Source organism: Bradyrhizobium sp. JR3.5, from assembly GCF_054057015.1.
In genome coordinates, this window is record NZ_JBSRYV010000002.1 from 2,947,239 (window position 1) to 2,965,049 (window position 17,811).

General features: G+C 65.0%; 15 protein-coding genes, 1 tRNA gene and 3 pseudogenes. 15 read left to right on the top strand and 4 right to left on the bottom strand.

What is annotated here, in order from left to right; genetic code table 11:
* The first annotated feature begins 83 nt into the window (after positions 1 to 83).
* Together ACVWW1_RS31055 and ACVWW1_RS31060 are read left to right on the top strand one after the other, a co-directional pair.
* On the top strand, positions 84 to 374 hold the full coding sequence (locus ACVWW1_RS31055; protein WP_207834091.1) for a hypothetical protein: 291 nt from the start codon (positions 84 to 86) through the stop codon (positions 372 to 374).
* A gap of 165 nt (positions 375 to 539) precedes the next feature.
* Positions 540 to 755, top strand: coding sequence for a cysteine rich repeat-containing protein (locus ACVWW1_RS31060; protein WP_456658510.1), 216 nt, complete (start codon positions 540 to 542; stop codon positions 753 to 755).
* 59 nt (positions 756 to 814) lie between these two features.
* On the opposite strand, the gene ACVWW1_RS31065 is transcribed toward ACVWW1_RS31060, so the two are convergent.
* A complete protein-coding gene (locus ACVWW1_RS31065; protein WP_456658511.1) occupies positions 815 to 2,494 on the bottom strand; it encodes an MFS transporter in 1,680 nt (559 codons plus the stop codon).
* 163 nt (positions 2,495 to 2,657) lie between these two features.
* On the opposite strand from ACVWW1_RS31065, the pseudogene ACVWW1_RS31070 reads away from it, so the two are divergent.
* From ACVWW1_RS31070 to ACVWW1_RS31100, 7 genes and pseudogenes are all read left to right on the top strand, one after another.
* A pseudogene (locus ACVWW1_RS31070) lies at positions 2,658 to 4,050 on the top strand (hydrolase).
* An 83-nt stretch (positions 4,051 to 4,133) separates the two neighbouring features.
* Positions 4,134 to 5,519 (top strand): cytochrome P450, encoded by a 1,386-nt coding sequence (locus tag ACVWW1_RS31075; protein WP_207834086.1) that lies wholly within the window; start codon positions 4,134 to 4,136, stop codon positions 5,517 to 5,519.
* Between the two features lie 143 nt (positions 5,520 to 5,662).
* Positions 5,663 to 7,072 (top strand): adenylate/guanylate cyclase domain-containing protein, encoded by a 1,410-nt coding sequence (locus ACVWW1_RS31080; RefSeq protein WP_176534446.1) that lies wholly within the window; start codon positions 5,663 to 5,665, stop codon positions 7,070 to 7,072.
* Between the two features lie 170 nt (positions 7,073 to 7,242).
* Positions 7,243 to 7,748: pseudogene (locus ACVWW1_RS31085) on the top strand (tellurite resistance TerB family protein).
* A 227-nt stretch (positions 7,749 to 7,975) separates the two neighbouring features.
* Positions 7,976 to 8,756 (top strand): annotated as a pseudogene (locus tag ACVWW1_RS31090) (SDR family NAD(P)-dependent oxidoreductase).
* A gap of 144 nt (positions 8,757 to 8,900) precedes the next feature.
* On the top strand, positions 8,901 to 9,704 hold the full coding sequence (locus ACVWW1_RS31095; RefSeq protein ID WP_456658512.1) for a glutamine amidotransferase: 804 nt from the start codon (positions 8,901 to 8,903) through the stop codon (positions 9,702 to 9,704).
* A gap of 242 nt (positions 9,705 to 9,946) precedes the next feature.
* Positions 9,947 to 10,756, top strand: a complete 810-nt coding sequence (locus tag ACVWW1_RS31100) for an enoyl-CoA hydratase (RefSeq protein WP_456658513.1) — start codon at positions 9,947 to 9,949, stop codon at positions 10,754 to 10,756.
* Between the two features lie 113 nt (positions 10,757 to 10,869).
* On the opposite strand, the gene ACVWW1_RS31105 is transcribed toward ACVWW1_RS31100, so the two are convergent.
* Positions 10,870 to 10,945, bottom strand: a tRNA-Ala gene (locus tag ACVWW1_RS31105).
* Between the two features lie 297 nt (positions 10,946 to 11,242).
* On the opposite strand from ACVWW1_RS31105, the gene ACVWW1_RS31110 reads away from it, so the two are divergent.
* The 4 genes from ACVWW1_RS31110 to ACVWW1_RS31125 all read left to right on the top strand — a co-directional run bounded on the left by ACVWW1_RS31110 (position 11,243) and on the right by ACVWW1_RS31125 (position 14,315).
* A complete protein-coding gene (locus ACVWW1_RS31110) occupies positions 11,243 to 11,533 on the top strand; it encodes a YggT family protein (protein ID WP_021078230.1) in 291 nt (96 codons plus the stop codon).
* A 33-nt stretch (positions 11,534 to 11,566) separates the two neighbouring features.
* Positions 11,567 to 11,890, top strand: a complete 324-nt coding sequence (locus tag ACVWW1_RS31115) for a DUF167 domain-containing protein (RefSeq protein ID WP_092121274.1) — start codon at positions 11,567 to 11,569, stop codon at positions 11,888 to 11,890.
* A gap of 1 nt (position 11,891) precedes the next feature.
* A complete protein-coding gene (gene folD / locus ACVWW1_RS31120) occupies positions 11,892 to 12,776 on the top strand; it encodes a bifunctional methylenetetrahydrofolate dehydrogenase/methenyltetrahydrofolate cyclohydrolase FolD (protein WP_456658514.1) in 885 nt (294 codons plus the stop codon).
* Between the two features lie 237 nt (positions 12,777 to 13,013).
* Positions 13,014 to 14,315: an IS4 family transposase gene (locus ACVWW1_RS31125; protein ID WP_456658515.1), complete on the top strand. Its 1,302-nt coding sequence runs from the start codon at positions 13,014 to 13,016 to the stop codon at positions 14,313 to 14,315.
* 78 nt (positions 14,316 to 14,393) lie between these two features.
* Here the strand turns inward: ACVWW1_RS31125 and ppa are convergent, their stop codons facing one another.
* Together ppa and ACVWW1_RS31135 are read right to left on the bottom strand one after the other, a co-directional pair.
* Positions 14,394 to 14,924, bottom strand: a complete 531-nt coding sequence (ppa, locus tag ACVWW1_RS31130; protein WP_028343771.1) for an inorganic diphosphatase — start codon at positions 14,922 to 14,924, stop codon at positions 14,394 to 14,396.
* A gap of 165 nt (positions 14,925 to 15,089) precedes the next feature.
* Entirely contained in the window at positions 15,090 to 15,599 is a 510-nt protein-coding gene (locus tag ACVWW1_RS31135) for a GNAT family N-acetyltransferase (protein WP_176534441.1), read from the bottom strand.
* Positions 15,600 to 15,960: 361 nt separating this feature from the next.
* On the opposite strand from ACVWW1_RS31135, the gene ACVWW1_RS31140 reads away from it, so the two are divergent.
* Positions 15,961 to 16,428 carry a DUF2269 family protein gene (locus ACVWW1_RS31140; RefSeq protein WP_176534440.1) on the top strand — a complete coding sequence of 156 codons (468 nt, stop codon included), beginning with the start codon at positions 15,961 to 15,963 and terminating at the stop codon, positions 16,426 to 16,428.
* A gap of 17 nt (positions 16,429 to 16,445) precedes the next feature.
* A complete protein-coding gene (locus ACVWW1_RS31145; protein WP_456658516.1) occupies positions 16,446 to 17,774 on the top strand; it encodes an SDR family oxidoreductase in 1,329 nt (442 codons plus the stop codon).
* Positions 17,775 to 17,811: the final 37 nt, after the last annotated feature.

Consider the following 17,811-nt stretch of genomic DNA (forward strand, 5'->3'; position numbering starts at 1 on the left):
CACAGTCTTCAGACGCGCTGCCGTTCAGGATCGGATAATCGAACAACGGGCCCCGCCATTTGCGGCGCCGATGGGAGCCGATCATGACCACCGTCTTCAAAAGTCAGGTTCTAGGACGTGCAGTTCGCAGCGTCGGCGTCGCGTTGGCTTTTGCGGCCACCGTTTCCGTGCTGTCGCCGACGGCGAGCTTTGCCTTCAGCGCCGAGGCGCAGCAGATGTGCTCGGGCGACGCGTTCCGCCTGTGCAGCGCGGAGATCCCGAACATCCCCAGGATCACCGCCTGCATGGTCAAGAATCGCTCCCAGCTGAGCAGCGGCTGCCGCGTCGTGCTGGATCGCGATCTCGCCGCCCAGCGCAGGGCCGCCGCGGAGTGATTTTTGCGCGGCATCTGATGGGGGCAAACCTGCGGCGACGAGACGCAGGCCGTCTCCGGATGGTCATCTCCGGGCGGAACCTGCCGATTCGCCCTCGGTTTCAAGCTTCTTCGCGACCCTGAAACGCTATACAACCGGCGTTGCATTCCTTAGAGGCTTTGAGAGATGACCCGATTTCTGTTTGCCGTCGTTTCACTGGTTCTGTTGGCGTCGGCCGCCTCCGCACAGCAGCAGGGGCGTGATGCCTGCTCGCGCGACGCCTCGCGGTTCTGCCGCGCCCATCTCAGCGAGGGCGATCAGGTCGTGCTGGCCTGCCTGAAGGAGCACCGCAGCCGCCTCAGCAAGGCCTGCCTGCAGACGCTCATCGACAACGGGCAGTAGCTCCGATCGTCGTCATTCCGGGCTCGCGCTTCGCGTGTCCCGGAACGACGATTGAGAAACTACGTGCTGCTGCCCGCCGCGGTGGCGACCACCGGGATCACTTCCTTGGCGGCGCGGTCCGGGGTCTCGTCCTTCCAGCGCACCGAGCCGAACGGACGCTCCAGCATCCGGCGCACCCGGATCGGCTCCGCGCCGATGTGGAAGCCGGCCGCCTTCTGATGCAGTTCGCGCTCGATCTGGGTGGCGCGGTTGCGCTGACGCAGGAAATCGAGCCAGGTCGGGCAATGATAGCGCTCGGTCCACAATTCGGGATCGGCGATGTCGCGCGCGATCGACCAGCCATAGGCGCCGTTGCGCTGGCGGCTGAGCTGCACGTCCTGCATCACATTGTGGAACGCGCGGGCATTGTCCTGCGCCACCCGGTATTCGATCTCGACCACGAGTGGCCCGCTGCGCCCGGTCAGTTGCAGCCGCACCTCGGGATCGGCCAGGGTATCGGCCGCGTCCTCGTTGCGCGCGCCGACCGGCGGCATCCTGAGCCAGATGCCGAGCACCGGCGACAGCAGCATCAGCCCGGCGGAGATCAACAGCGCCATCTCGACGCCGCCGAGGTCCGTGATGCGGCCCCAGCACCAGCTTCCGATCGCAATGCCGCCGGCGATCGAGGCCTGGAAGGCCGCCAGCGAACGGCCCGCGACCCAGCGCGGCGCCGACAGCTGCACGCCGATATTGAACAGCGCGATCGCAAGCATCCACACCGCGCCGGCAACCACCAGCGCGGCGGCGGTGAGCACCGGTTGCCTGCTCACGGCGACGATCGCGATCGCGACGCCCAACAGCAGCGCGCAGGTGCGCACTGCGGCTTCGCCGCTGAGCCGGCTGCGGATCTCGCTGATGTTGAGCGCGCCGATCACCGCGCCCATGCCGAAGGCGCCGAGCATGATGCCGTAGGTCTGCGCGCCACCATGCAGCAGGTCGCGCGCAACCAGCGGCATCAGGGCCGAGACCGAGCCGCCGATGAGGCCGGTCACCATGGTGCGGGTCAGCACGATCCTGATCGACGGCGAATTGGTGATGTAGCGCACGCCGGAAACAATGGCGCGGTTCAGCCGTTCGCGCGGCAGCCGCGACGGCTCGCTGACGCGATTCCACAGGAACAGCACGGCGAGCAGCGGCAGATACAGCACCGCATTGGCGGCGAATGCCGCCACGGCGCCCGCCGAGGCGACCACGATGCCGCCGATCGCCGGGCCGAAGCTGCGCGCGATGTTGTAGCTGATGCCGTTCAGCGCGACCGCGGCGGGCAGCGTCTCCGACGGCACTTGCTCGCTGACCGAGGATTGCCAGGCCGGGCCGAACAGCGCCATGCCACTGCCGACGACGAAGCACAGCGCGAGCAGGATGTTCGGCGTCACCAGATTGAGCCAGGCCAGCACCGTCAGCGTGGTGGCGCCGGAGAGCGCGATCGCGAGCGACACCAGCGCCACGATGCGGCGGTCATGCATGTCGGCGATGGCGCCGGCCGGCATCGCGATCAGCATCACCGGCAGCATCAGCGCGGTCTGCACCAGCGCGACCTTGTCGGCCTCCGCGGTCATCTGGGTCATCGCCCAGGCGGCGCCGACGCCCTGGATCAGGATGCCGAGATTGGAGAGCAGGCTGGCGAGCCAGATCCGCCTGAAGATTGAATGCCGCAACGGTGCAGTGATACTGTCGGATCGATCAGGCGGTGCGGTCATATCCGGTTCCGGTTGGCCTGCTATGGCTTGTTGAATGATTCCGGCTGCATCAACTGATGCCCGCGAAACGCGTGTCCTGTCCAGCGTTTACGGTATCCTTACGGGCTGCAGGACACAGCTAAAGCACTGGAAGACCTGAGGAAGGCTCGGGGGAAGGGGACCAATGGCGCTGTCGCGGCGAACAATTTTGCAAGGGGCCGGCGCGCTGTCCCTGCTGTCCGGCCGTCTTGCCGTCCCGGGCCTGGCTCAGGCGGCCTTGGTTCGGTCGGCCTTGGCCCAGCCGGCGCCCGCCGGCGACATCCCGCCGATCCTGTTCGTGCATGGCAATGGCGATCACGCGGCGCTCTGGTTGACGACGCTCTGGCGGATGGAATCCAACGGCGTGCCGCGCGAGCGCATGGCCGCGATCAATTTCACCGATCCCTTGGCGCGCACGGACGACAAGGTCGAGCAAGCCAACCGCTCCTCGACCGAGGATCAGCGCCGCGAGCTCGCCGAGGCGGTCAGGGAGCTGAAGCAAAAGAGCGGCGCCGCGCGTATCGCGCTGGTCGGAAATTCGCGCGGCGGCAATGCGATCCGCAACTACGTCAAAAATGGTGGCGGCGGCGACATCAGCCACGCGGTGCTGTGCGGCACGCCCAATCACGGGTGTGTATGCCTCGGACGACGGGCTCGGCAACGAGTTCAACGGGCGCGGTCCGTTCCTGCGCGGGCTGAACGATGGCGACAGCGAAGTGACTGTCGGCACCGCATTCCTGACCTTGCGCAGCGATGGCCTCGACAAATATGCGCAAGCCGACGGCCGCTTCATCGGCAAGCCGGGCACGCCGACCAACGTCACGTCCGAAGGTCCGGCGTTGAAAGGCGCGACCAACCTGGTGCTCGGCGCCGTGGACCATCGCGAGACCGCGTATCATCCGCGCGCCTTTCGCGAGATCTACAAGTTCATCGCGGGGCACGAGCCGTCGCGGATCGAGATCGTGCCGGAGACGGTGGTGAGGCTGAGCGGCCTTGTCACGGGCACGCCCGGCGGCGTGCCGACCAACCGGCCGGTGCCGGGTGCCACGGTCGACACCTTTCGCGTGTCGGCGGAAACCGGCGAGCGCATCGGCGGCCCGCTGCACAGCTCGCAGACCGGCGCCGACGGCCGCTGGGGTCCGGCGCAGGTCGATCCGTCCTGGCCGCTCGAATTCGTGCTGACCTCGCCTGATGCAGTGACGACACATATCTATCGCTCGCCATTTCCGCGCTCGTCCGAGATCGTGCACCTGCGCGCGGCACGACCGCTGCTGCCTGCCGATGCCGGCGCGGGCGCCATCGTGCTGATGTCGCGGCCGCGCGGCTATTTCGGCCTGCCGCGCGATATCGTGCTGTTCGACGGCAAGGAACCGGCCGACGTCAAATCCGGCGTGCCGACCGATGCGGTGACAACGTTGCGGCTCGCCGCAGCCGATGTCGGCCGTCCGGTGGTTGCCGCCTTCAATCAGGAACGCATTGTGATGCGGGCCTGGCCGGCGTCGGAGAATCGGATTGCAGTCGCCGAGCTGACTTACTAGGTCTGGTAGAGGGTCCGCGCGCCTTCATGGCGCAGGGATCGCATAGCCGGATCGGCCATTGCGTGAGGCAGGAAGCGAGGACCATGAGCATAGCCGAAGTCCACGATATCACGGTCACGCGGCGTCCCCTGGTCCCGCCTGCGCCGCCGCGCGCGCCCGACGACATGGGTGCGTTCGAGCGGATGCGGGTGATGCGCAACTCGCCGATCGAGACCTGGGGCCAGCGCGCCTATGAGGACGACATCGTCCAGGGCCGCTTTCTCGGCCGCTCGAGCTTCATCCTCAACACGCCGGACGCGATCCGCCATGTGCTGGTCGACAATTACGAGAACTACACCCGCACGCCGGCCGGCATCCGCGTGCTGCGTCCGATGCTGGGCGAGGGACTACTGATTGCCGAGGGCCGCGCGTGGAAGCATCAGCGCCGCACGCTGGCGCCGGCATTCACGCCGCGCGCGGTGACGACGCTGGTGCCCTCCATGATCGCGGCGGTCGACGAGACCATCGCCAAGCTGAAGGCCGCGAGCGGCGGCCCGGTGGATCTGCGCGAGGTGATGCAGCGCATGACGCTGGAGATCGCCGGCCGCACCATGTTCTCGTTCGGCATGGATCGCCACGGCGCCGCGCTGCGCGACTTCGTGATGGAGTATGGCGACACGCTGGCGCGGCCGCATATGCTCGACCTGGTGCTGCCCTTGAGCTGGCCGACCCCGCAGGATTTCCGGCGCGCCCGCTTCCGCAAGCGCTGGACCGCGTTTGTCGGCCAGCTGATGGCCGAGCGCCGCGCCACCGGCAAGGATGACAACGCGCCGGCCCGCGACCTGTTCGACCTGATGGGCGCCGCGCGCGATCCTGAAACCGGCGAGGCTTTCACCGACGCCCAGCTCGGCGACCAGGTCGCGACGATGATCCTGGCCGGCCATGAGACGACCGCGACCGCGCTGTTCTGGGCGCTCTATCTGCTGGCGCTCGATCCCGAGACCCAGGAACAATTGGCAGCAGAAGTCAGGAGCGTGACGACGTCTGGCGCGCTCGACATCGAGCGGCTGAAATTCACCCGTGCGGTGATCGACGAAACCATGCGGCTCTATCCGCCGGCGTTCCTGATTGCGCGTGCGGCTGGTGGTCCCGACACCATCGCGGGCCGTCCGGTCAGGAAGCATGACGTAATCCTGATCGCGCCGTGGCTGTTGCACCGGCATGAAAAGTTGTGGCGCGATCCTAACGCGTTCGTGCCACAGCGTTTCATGGCGGAAACGCCGCCCGATCGCTTCGCCTATCTGCCGTTCGGGGTCGGTGCGCGGGTCTGTATCGGCGCGCATTTCGCGCTGGTCGAGGCGACGCTTGCGCTTGCGCGGATGATCGGCACGTTTCGCGTCGCGCTGGCGGATAAGGATCCGGTGCTTCCGATCGGCGTGGTGACGACACAGCCGAACCGCTCGCCGGTGTTCACGATCAAACCGCGCTGACCTTGCGTGACGGTGTCGCAATGCTCATCTTGAGCGGGATGATTCTTCGTCGAATCGTCATTCTGCTCTATCTCTTTGTTTTGAGCATGATCTTTGCGGAAAACCGCTACACGCTTTTCCGGATCATGCTCTAGGGGCTCACCATGAGCGATACGCAAGCCCACTTCGCAGTCCTCAGGCAGACGACCGATCCGGCCGTCGTCGATGCCATGCAGCAGCTGATCGCGGACGGCCATGATCGCGAGCTCAATCGCATCAACGCCCTGGATTTCTCGCGCCGCACCGGGCTGGAAGAGGAGAAGGTGATCTCCGGCTTCCTGCATGCTTCGCGGCTCGGGCTGTTCGACATGAGCTGGAACGTGCTGTGTCCGGGCTGTGGCGGCGTGCTCGACGCCCACACCACGCTGAAGTCGCTGCGCCATGACGACTATAATTGCGCGCTGTGCGCGGCCGGCTACGAGGCCTCCGTTGACGAGCTGGTCGAGGTTGCCTTCACCGTCAGCCCGCGGGTCCGCCACATCGCCGCGCACGATCCCAACACGCTGCCGATCTGGGAATACTTCCGCCAGATGTTCTGGAGTTCCGGGATCGAGTTCGACGAGAGCGCGGTGTCGACCCTGATCAACGAGGTGACGCTGGAGGGGCTCGAGCTGCCGCCCGGCGAAAAAGCGATCCTGTCGCTCAATCTGCCCAATCAGTTCGTCATCGTGTTCGAGCCGGTGACGCATTCGGCGCATTTTTTTGCCATCGAGGGCGAGCCGACCACCGAGCGTCAGCAGTTCTCGATCGCGTTCAACAAGTCCCATGCGCCGACCGGCACCTCGACGATGCGGCCGGGGCCGCTGCGGCTCTCGCTGGAGAATCATGCCGACGTTCGCGTATTGCCTTCGGTGTGGATCGCGGGCGATCCGCTGCACAAATTGCTCGGAAAGCGCAAGCCGATCCTCACTGCGAAGCGAATGCTGTCGAACCAGACCTTCCGCGACGTGTTCAAGGCCGACAACCTCACCGTCGACCAGCGGCTGAAGATCACCGCGCTGACCTTCCTGTTCACCGATCTCAAAGGATCGACCGCGCTCTATGAGCGGGTCGGCGATCTCGCCGCGTTCGACCTGGTGCGCGCGCATTTCCACGCGCTGCTCGAGATCATCGCCTCCGAACACGGCGCAGTGGTGAAGACGATCGGCGATGCCGTAATGGCGACCTTCATCCGGCCCGAGCATGCATTGTCGGCGGGCCTGCGCATGCGGGCCGCGATGAAGCAGCTCAACACCGAGCGCGGCAAGGAAGATCTGATCGTCAAGATCGGCATCCATGAGGGGCCGTGCCTCGCGGTGACGCTGAACGAGCGGCAGGATTATTTCGGCCAGACCGTGAATATCGCCGCGCGGGTGCAGAGCCTGTCGACGTCACAGGAAATCCATTTGACCCAGCCGGTGATGGAAGCAGCGGAGGTCGCGGGCATCCTCGATCGCGCGGCGATCAAGCCGATCCAGAAGGAAGCGGCGCTGCGCGGCATTGCCGACAAGCTCGTGGTGTACGAGATACCGTAGTCACATTGCCGACACGTAATGCTTGCTGAAACGTAATGCCGCAGCGGGAACCCGCGCGGATTGCGCCGGTTCTGCTTCCACGCCATATAGATTTCAACAGCGCATGGTCCGGCGGTTTTCCGGACAGATGCTCAATCAAAGCTTCCAGGCTTCATCCCACAGAGAGAGCGATGCTCGACGGACTCCGCCAATTCATTGCCGATATCGTCTCCCCCGATGCCCAGGCTGACCGCGCCTTCGATGACGGCGACTACCGCCTGGCGGCGACGGCGCTATTGGTGCATGTCGTCTCGCTGGATGGTGAGCCGACGCCGGCCGAGACGCGCAAGCTGCACAGCCTGATCGAGAGCCGTTTCCAGCTCGATCCCGGCACCGCCGACAAGTTGATCGCCTCCGCCATGCGCGTCGAGGGCGAGGCCGTGGATCTCTATCACTTTACCAGTGTGATCATGCGCTCGGTGAACGAGGAGGGACGGCTGCGCATCGTCGAGATGATGTGGGAGCTGGTCTATGCCGACGGCCAGGTGAGCGAGTTCGAGGACAATGTGGTCTGGCGTGCTGCCGATCTGTGCTCGGCATTTCCTCGCGCGACCGCATCGATCTCAAGCACCGGGTGGCCGAGAAGCAGGCGGAGCTGCCAAAGGGCCCCTGGGGCACGTCAGACGCGGCAATCTGACACGGCTGCCCGCGCAGGCGGACGCCCCCCTGCCGGCGTTGCGGATGACGAAATTTTAATGTCCGCCGCGATTGTGGGCGATCCGACTGAAAATCGGTCGTTTCGTCACGAAACCAGCGGCCCCGCCGCTATCCACAAGCCCATACGCGGCTTGCGTCACACCGCATCCCTATGCTCTCGTCGCCCCGTCGGGGACCTCACTAGAATTTGCAGTAAGAGTTTGAAACGTGACTGAGCGTGTGACGCTGATAACCGGGGCATCGGCGGGCATAGGCACCGAACTGGCGCGCGTGTTTGCATCGAATGGTCACCGCGTGGCGCTGGTGGCGCGGCGCGCCGATCGCCTGAAGACCCTCGCCGACGAGCTCGGCGCCAAGGGCGGCCCGGCGCCGATCGTGATTCCCTGCGATCTGCAGCAGACCGATGCCGGCGACAGGATCGCACAGGCCCTGACCGATGCCGGGGTCGAGGTCGAATATCTGGTCAATAATGCCGGCTTCGGCCTGTTCGGCCTCGCCGTGGAGCGCGACCGCGCCGAACAGCTCGACATCATCAACGTCAATATCCGCGCGCTGACCGACCTGACCCTGCGCTTTGCCGACCAGCTGATCCGCAACCGCGGCGGCATCCTCAATCTCGGCTCGATCGCCGGATTTCTGCCGGGCCCTGGCATGGCCGTGTACTATGCCAGCAAGGCCTATGTGCTGTCGTTTTCCGAGGCGTTGCGCTGCGAATTGGCGCCGAAGGGCGTGCGCGTCACCGTGGTTTGCCCCGGTCCCGTGCCGTCCGAATTCCAGGACCGCGCCGGCTTTGCCCCCGGCTTCGATTCCGCCATCCTCGACGTTGCGCCGGCCGAGGTCGCCCGTCAGGCCTATCGCGGCCTGATGGCCAACAAAGCGCGCCGTGCTGCCCGGCGCCTTCATCAAAATGGTGCCGTTCCTGCTCCGGCTGTTTCCGCGCTCCTTCATCCTGACCGCGGTCGGCGGGTTTCAGTTGCGCAAGCGCTAGCTTCACCCGAAAAAGCCCGTTCATCGCCGTTAAGGCTGTCTCTGGCCCGCGATTTGCTTCGCACGGGTGTGCGCAAACTCACACGATGTTAACGACCACTTAGCTATGATCGTGCCTTACGTGCCGAAACTTTAAGCAGAGGCAATGTCGTTCCGGTCTGACCCAACCCGTGTCGTGGTGCCCTTCGCGAGCCGAAGGTCGGCCGCGGTCACGCCGGCAGACCGGGCGTCGCTGCGGCCGGTGCTGGTGGTCCTGCATCAGGAGACGTCGACCCCCGGCCGGATCGGCAACGCCCTGCGCGCGCTCGGCTACCCGCTCGACATCCGTCGCCCGCGCTTCGGCGACGCGCTGCCCGACACGCTCGAGGCGCATGCCGGCGTGGTGATCTTTGGCGGGCCGATGAGCGCCAACGATCCCGACGACTATGTGCGACGCGAGATCGACTGGATTTCAGTGCCGCTGCGCGAGCAGCGTCCGTTCCTGGGCATCTGCCTCGGCGCGCAGATGCTGGCGCGGCAACTCGGCGCCAAGGTCGCGCCGCATCCGCAAGGCCGCGTCGAGGTCGGTTATTACCCGGTCCGGCCGACGGAGGCTGGCCGCGCGTTGTGCCCGGACTGGCCGGCGCGGGTCTATCACTGGCATGGCGAGGGCTTTCAATTGCCCACGGGCGCGGACCTGCTCGCAGCGGGCGATGATTTCCCGGTGCAGGCGTTCCAGTTCGGCAACGCCTTCGGCCTGCAATTCCATCCCGACGTGACCTACGCGATGATGCATCGCTGGACCACGCGCGGTTGCGCGCGGATGGATTCGCCGGGCGCGCAGCCGGGTCATCTGCACTTCGCCGAGCGCGCCGTGCACGATGCCGCCGAGCGCGCCTGGCTGAAGCATTTCATCGACGGCTGGATTGCGCGCGTGCCCCGGCCGGTCGTGCTGCAGGCCGCGGAATAGCCGCCGCGCGGAATTTCGCGCGTCACACGACACGGCTATTCATTTTCGCTTCTGTGCTAGAGCGTTTTCGAGCGAAGTGGACACCGGTTCGCGTGAAGAAAACGCGTCAAAACAAGAATCAAGAGCTTCGGTTCTGATTCAATCAGAACCGAAAATGCTCTAGTCTCGCAACGGCTGCGCGCGGCGCCGCATGGTCGCGCGAACTCAGAACAACAAGACAAACACAGCACAGGGAGATCGCCGTGAGCTACCAACACATCCTCTATGAGGTCAGCGACAGGATCGCGACCATCACGCTGAACCGCCCCGACCGCATGAATGCGTGGACCGCGATCATGGAGCGCGACGTACGCCATGCGATGGAGGCGGCGGCCAATGACGACAATGTTCGCGTCATCGTGCTGACCGGCGCGGGCCGCGGCTTCTGCGCCGGCGCCGACATGGAAGCGCTGAAGGGGATCGATCCCAATGAGGTCCGGCGCGGTGAAGGCGTTGCATTCGACATGAACCGTCGCGCCGACTGGCAGACGCGCTACGCCTACTACCCCGCCATCAAGAAACCCGTGATCGCCATGCTCAACGGCGCCACGGCCGGCATCGGCCTGGTCCACGCGCTGTATTGCGACCTGCGCTTCGCGGCCGACAGCGCGGTGTTCACCACCGCCTTCGCGCGGCGCGGCCTGATCGCCGAGCACGGCATCAGCTGGATGTTGCCGCGCATCGTCGGTCACGCCAACGCGCTCGATCTGTTGATGTCGGCGCGGCGCGTATCGGCTGCGGAGGCGCTGCGCATCGGCCTCGTCAACCGGCTTTCTCCGCCGGAGAAGCTGCGCGAGGAAACCTATGCCTATGCCCGCGACCTCGCCGATTTCGTCTCGCCGAGCGCGATCGCCGTGATCAAGCGCCAGGTCTACGACGTACCGTTCCAGACGCTTGCCGAAGCCACCATCGATGCCAACCGCGAAATGCAGATCGCGCTGAAGAGCAATGATTTCAGGGAAGGCGTCGCGAGTTTTGTCGAGAAGCGCCCGCCCCGGTTTACGGGGACATGAGGGGGGAGAGGGGACGATAAGGTCCGTCTTCGCCCTTTGGGCTTCGCCGGACACCACGCTTCACCCTTCGGGCTCTGCGCGGCTGCGCCACGCGTAGCCCGAAGGGCGAAGCGTGGTGGAGCCAGGCGGGATCGAACCGCCGACCTCGTCATTGCGAACGACGCGCTCTCCCAGCTGAGCTATGGCCCCATTGCGGCCGGGTATTGCTGAGTATCCCGGCCGTCAGTCGGGCGCCATTTACAGTCCCGCCCAAGGCCAAGTCAAGAACGGTGAAACAACGGTTTTCGGCCCGCCCCGCCGGGAACTTCCCTTGTTTGCGGGGGGATGAACCGATATTTAGAGCATGATCCGGACCCGGCGAGCCGCGCCAGCAAAAAGTGCGTCGCGGCTTTCTGAAAAGATCCTGCTCAAACAAGAAGCGCGCTGGCGGCCCAGTCCGGTCTCGTAGCGCTTCACCTGGTCGTCCCACCCGCGAGCCCCCATCACATGCGCGCTGTTCTCGACATCGTCATCATCGTCCTCGACCTCTATGTCTGGCTCTTGATCGCCTCCGCCATCCTGTCCTGGCTGGTCGCCTTCAATGTGGTCAACACGCGCAACCAGTTCGTCTCCGCGGTAGCCGAGTTCCTGTACCGGATCACCGAGCCGGTGCTGCGGCCGATTCGCAACGTGATGCCGAATCTGGGCGGGCTCGATATCTCGCCGATCATCGTGATTCTGATCATCATGTTCATCCAGCGGGTGATTGCCTATTACATTTATCCCAACGTGATCTGATCCCTCGCGACCCTTGCTGATGGAGCCCTGGCGATGGATCCTTGGCGCTATTCCACCGGGGGCATCAGCATCGCCTTGCGCGTGACGCCGCGCGGCGGCCGCGACGACATCGACGGGATCGAGACGCTGGCCAACGGCCGCTCGGTGGTGAAGGTGCGGGTGCGCGCGATCGCAGAAGGCGGCGAGGCCAACCGTGCGGTGACCGAGCTGCTGGCCAAGGCGCTCGGCGTGCCCAAGGCCAGGGTGAAGCTGTTGTCCGGCGCTACCTCGCGGCTGAAGCAGGTGGCGGTGGACGGCGACCCGAAAGGGCTTGGCGAAACGTTGAGGAAGCTGACCAAGCAGGAAACAAGGGACTGACATGACTGCCCGCATCATCGACGGAAAAGCCATCGCCGCCGAGCTTCGCGCCCGCGTCGCCGCCGAGGTCGCCCGCGTCAAGCGCGACCATGCGCTGACGCCGGGGCTCGCCGTCGTGCTGGTCGGCCATGATCCGGCGAGCGAGGTCTATGTCCGCAGCAAGCACACCCAGACGCAGGCCGCCGGGATGGCCTCGTTCGAGCACAAGCTGCCGGAGGACGTGTCGCAGGCCGATCTGCTGGCGCTGATCGCACAGCTCAACCGCGATCCCCAGGTGCATGGCATCCTGGTGCAGCTGCCACTGCCGAAATCGCTGCACACCGAGACCATCATCAATGCGATCGACCCGGCCAAGGACGTCGACGGCCTGCATCCGAACAATGCCGGCCGGCTCGCCGGCGGCCTTGTCGCGCTGTCGCCCTGCACGCCGCTCGGCTGCATCATCCTGACCAAGAGCGTGCACCCCTCGCTCGAGGGCATGAACGCGATCGTGATCGGCCGCTCCAATCTGGTCGGCCGTCCGCTGGTGCAATTGTTGCTGAATGAGAACGCGACGGTGACGATCGCGCATTCGCGCTCGCGCGATCTGCCGAAGCTCTGCGCCCAGGCGGATCTGGTCTATGCCGCGGTCGGCCGTCCGGAGATGGTGCGTGGCGACTGGCTGAAGCCGGGCGCGACAGTGATCGATGTCGGCATCAACCGCATTCCGGTGCCCGGCGGCAAGCCGAAGCTGGTCGGCGACGTCGCATTCCAGGAAGCGCTCAACGTCGCCGGCGCGATCACGCCGGTGCCTGGCGGCGTCGGCCAGATGACGGTGGCGTGCCTTTTGGTCAACACGCTGCGCGCCGCCTGCGCGATTGCCGGCCTCCCGGCGCCGGCGGTGTGATCTACTCCCTCGCCCCGCTCTTGCCTATCGCATTCACACATCTGGGTTGCGATTAGCGGTAAAGCGGGATTCTCTATCGGTAGGCAAGCCGGTGGAGGTTTTGATGGCCGGGGTGGCATATGGACTGGGACGATTTGGCGATCGTCGCCTGGAAAAAGGGGGGCGCGGCTGCATGCGGCGCTGGTGGCCCGACCTGGCTCGTGCATCCGCCGCCTCGGTGAGGACCGTGCGGGCGAGATGCAGTTTCGCCGGCTTCTTCACAATCCGTCGGTGACGGCCGCAGAGATGTCACGGCATGCCGGAGACCTCACCGGGCAGCGAGCGGCTGGTCGGCATGTTGTTGTCGCACAGGACACGTCGGAATTGATCTTGGGCGGCCGGCGGTCGCGACAATGCTACGGACCGGTCGCCAAAGGCAATGCCGCGGGTTTGTTGCTGCATGTGGCACTGGCGGTAGAGGCCGAGACGCAAGGGTTGCTCGGTCTGGTCTCGATGCAGGTTTGGAACCGTAACCGAGAGGAGTTGGCACCACGGCGCAAGCGGGCGACGGCGGCTAAGGAATCGCAACGATGGATCGAGAGCAGCGAACGGGCGGGTGAGGTACTGGCTGCGGCGGCCAGCGTCACGATGGTATCGGACCGCGAAAGCGACTTTTACGAACTGTTCGTGAAGCGTCCGCAAAACGTCGAATTGGTTGTGAGGGCCTGCCAGAATCGGCGGATCGAGGGGGCCGAAGAAGACCCGGATTTGCTGTTCACCTTCATCGACGCCCAGGCCGAACAAGGGCGCGTTGCCATGACGGTCCCCGCCGCACCAGGACGGCGCGCGCGCGATACCGAGTTCGCAGTGCGCTTCGCGCCGGTGGCCGTATGCCGGCCGCTCCATGGAGCCGATCCGACGTTGCCCGAGACGGCTCACCTGACGCTGGTCGATGTCCGCGAGGTATCGGAGCCGAAAGACGGTAGCGCACCTGTGCATTGGCGGCTTTTGACTACCCACGCTGTCGCTACATTGAACGACGCGCGTCAAGTGGTCGGCTTCTACCGGACGCGTTGGGTGATCGAGGAGTTCTTCCGTACGCTCAAGACGGCAGGCTTCGATATAGAGGAAGCCGATATCGGCGACCCGCAGGCCATGATCAACTTCGTCGCTGCTGCAGCCGTTGCGGCCATCACCATCAAGCAACTCGTCCAGGCCCGCGACGGCAACACGGATCAGCTCCTGAGCGATGCCTTCGAGCCAGACGACCAACCCATCCTCGAAGCCGTCTCCGCCCGGCTCGAAGGCAAGACCGAGCGGCAACGCAATCCGCACCCGAAGGGATCCCTGGCCTTTGTCGCTTGGGTCATCGCACGCCTCGGCGGCATGGACCGGCTACTACGGCAAGCCGGGTCCCAAAGTCATCCGCATCGGCCTTGCCAAGTTCCACGCCATCAAATACGGCGCCAATCTAAGGCTTCAGAATGTGTGAATCTGATAGCCGCTCTTGCGGGGAGAGGGTTGGGGTGGGGGGCTCTCTCCGCAAGTGCTGACGGCTGAGGGAACCTGTACCGCCTCACCCGGATCGCATCTTGCGATGCGATCCGACCTCTCCCCGCAAGCGGGGCGAGGTTAAGATTACTTCTTCTTTGCGCGCTCGATGCCTTCCAGGATCAGCTTGCGGGCTTCGTCGGCGTCGCCCCAGCGCAGCACCTTCACCCACTTGCCCTTCTCGAGGTCCTTGTAGTGCTCGAAAAAGTGCTGGATCTGCTGCAGCGTGATGTCGGGCAGGTCGTTGTAGTTCTGCACCTTGTCGTAGCGCTGGGTCAGCTTCGATGACGGCACCGCGATGATCTTCTCGTCACCGCCGGCCTCGTCCTCCATCAGCAGCACGCCGACCACGCGGACGCTCATCACGGCGCCCGGCACGATCGCGCGGGTGTTGACGATCAGCACGTCGCAGGGATCGCCGTCGCCCGACAGTGTGTGCGGGATGAAGCCGTAATTGCCGGGATAACGCATCGGCGTGTAGAGGAAGCGGTCCACCACCAGCGTGCCGGCCTCCTTGTCCATTTCGTACTTGATGGGCTCGCCGCCGACGGCAACCTCGATGATGACGTTGACGTCGTGGGGCGGATTTTTTCCGATCGATATGGCGTCGATACGCATGGATTGCTCCGCGTGGCCTTTGGAAGTTGAAAAGGATGTGATTTTTTGGTTGGCGCCGCCAGGCCGCGAAACAGCTTCAGGCCCGGCCTTGGGAGCCGGGCTGGCCGTCGCGCGCAAGCGCTCAGGCTGTTTAGCCTTGCTGCAGCTGCGAGAGAAGCAGGATTTTCAGTTGGACCAAGCGAAAGCGACCTTGTCGAGCGACTTCGGCCCGAACCGCTCCGAGGAGCGCGCCACCATGCGGCCGCCCAGGGCGCGGTAAAACTCGGTCGCCGACTCGTTGTCGGAAAGCGCCCAGATCACCATGGTCTTCAGGCCGCTCTGCAGGAGGTCGCGGCGGGCTGCGGCGAACAGGCGCCGGCCGAAGCCGAGGCCCTGGAATTCCGGCCGCAGATAGAGCTCGTAGATCTCGCCTTCAAAGTGCAGGCTGCGGGCGCGGTTGCGGCCGTAATTGGCGTAGCCCGCGATCCTGTCGCCGAACACCAGCACGCTGACGCGGCTGCCCTTGCGGATGGCACTGTCCCACCACTGCGGGCCACGGCGATTGATCAGCTTTTCAAGTTCGGCGCCGGGGATGATTCCCTGATACGCCGAGCGCCAGGCTTCGTCATGGGTAGACGCCACCGAGGCTGCGTCTGCAGCTTTGGCCGGCCGGACCTCGATCAGCGTTGTGCTCATGCTTGCAATCAAAGCAAGTCGGAGGGCCGCCTTCAAGGTCCATCGTTAATTATCGGTTAACCTGTGGATTTTTTGCATCAGTGTCATGAAAACTTGTTCCGAAAAAGGACACTTGCCGGGTTCAAGCGACCAATCGCTGGTCCGGGCCTGTGCAAAGCGTGAATCGCGCGCGCAATATGACACTGCCGTCGCTTGGAAAAAGCTCATTCGAGGCTGATTCGCCGGCACGATTTGGCGAGCGATCCAGACGCGATATGGGTACTCCCAGTGCGCCGCCGCAGTGGATTTTCGTGCACGCCCGGCCTATGGCAGCAGCGGTATCTGTGCGCGCCGAACCCGGCCCGATCGCGAGCGGACTGCAATGACGCTCTACTTCCTGATCAAATATCTGCATGTGCTCGGCGCCATCGTGATCCTCGGCACCGGGACCGGCATCGCCTTCTTCATGCTGGCTGCGCATCGCACGCATGATGCGGCTTTCATCGCGCGCACGGCGGCGACCGTCGTGATCGCGGACATGATCTTCACGCTGAGCGCCGTGCTGCTGCAGCCGGTGAGCGGCGGACTGCTGATGATGCTGTCGGCCACAAGCCTGACCGAACGCTGGCTGTTGGTTTCGCTGGCGCTCTACGCGCTGGCCGGCGTGTTCTGGGTTCCCGTCATCTTCATGCAGATGGAGATGCGCGACCTCGCGCAGGCGGCCGCCGACAAAGGTCTCCCGCTGCCGCCGCGCTACGATGCGCTGTTTCGCCGCTGGTTCCTGTTCGGGATTCCCGGCTTCGGATCGGTGATGATCATCCTGTGGCTGATGATCGCGAAGCCATTTTAGAGCATGATCCGACCCTCATGAGTGACGACGCATCACACAATATCCTCGTGCTCGGCGCGTCGGGCCTGATCGGGCGCACCATCACCGACGATCTGAGGGCGCGCGGCTTTCGTGTAATCGGGATCGCGCGGCATTTCACGCCGGCGCAAAAGATGAGCGCGGCCGACCTCGAACTTCCCGTGATGTCGATGGATGCGGCGGCGTTGACGCAGCTGCTTCGCACCCACGAGGCGGACATTGTCGTCAATTGCCTCGGCGTGCTGCAGGATGGTCCAGGCAGCGACACCCGCGCGGTGCATCGCGACTTCGTGGCGCGGCTGTTGGCGGCGATCAGCGACAGCCACCGTGCCATCCGTCTCGTCCACATCTCGATTCCGGGCACGGATAGTGAGGACCGCACGTCCTTTAGCACCACCAAGCGCCAGGCCGAACGGCTGATCGCGGCGTCCGGAATCGCACACGCAATCCTGCGCCCGGGTTTTGTCATCGCGCCTTCGGCCTATGGCGGCAGCGCCATGCTGCGTGCGCTGGCGGCGCTGCCGGTCGATCTGCCGGCCGACGAGGCCGCGACGCCGTTCCAGCCGGTTGCAGTCGAGGATATCGCCGCCACCATCGCGTGGCTCGCTTCGCGCGACGTCGCCGATGAAGCGGTGCGATCGGTGACATGGGATCTGATGCAGCCGCAACCCATCTCGCTCGGCGGCGTCATCGCCCAGTTCCGCTGGTCGTTCGGCACGGCGAAACATGTCCGCCTTCCGACGGCGCCGTTCCTGATCGATCTCGGCGCGCGCCTCGGCGATCTCACGAGCCGCCTCGGCTGGATGCCGCCGCTGCGCTCCAACGCGATCGCCGAATTGCGCCGCGGCGTCACCGGCGATCCCACAGCCTGGATGGAAGCGACCGGCATCGTGCCGAAGACGATCGCGCAAGCGGTCGGTGGGCGCCCCGCAACGATTCAAGATAAATGGTTCGCGCGGCTGTTCCTGATCAAGGCGCTGATCTTCGCAAGCCTCGTGCTGTTCTGGGTCGCGTCCGGCTTCATCGCGCTGGTCATCTCCTATGACGCCGCGGCGGGCATCTTGAGCGCGCATCATTTCCCGCCCGCTTTGGTCGGGCCGGTGACGGTCTTGACCAGCCTGATGGACATGAGCATCGGTGTGCTGATCGCCTTCCGCCGCACCGCGGCGTTTGGCTTGATCGCAGGCATCGTGGCTTCGCTCGGCTACATGGCCGGATCGGCGATCCTGACGCCCGATCTCTGGATCGAGCCGCTCGGCGCGCTGGTGAAGACCGGGCCCGCAATCGTGCTGATGCTGGTCGCGTTGCTGATGTTGGATAACCGGTAGCGTTTTCGAGCGAAGTGGGAACCGGTTCGCGTGAAGA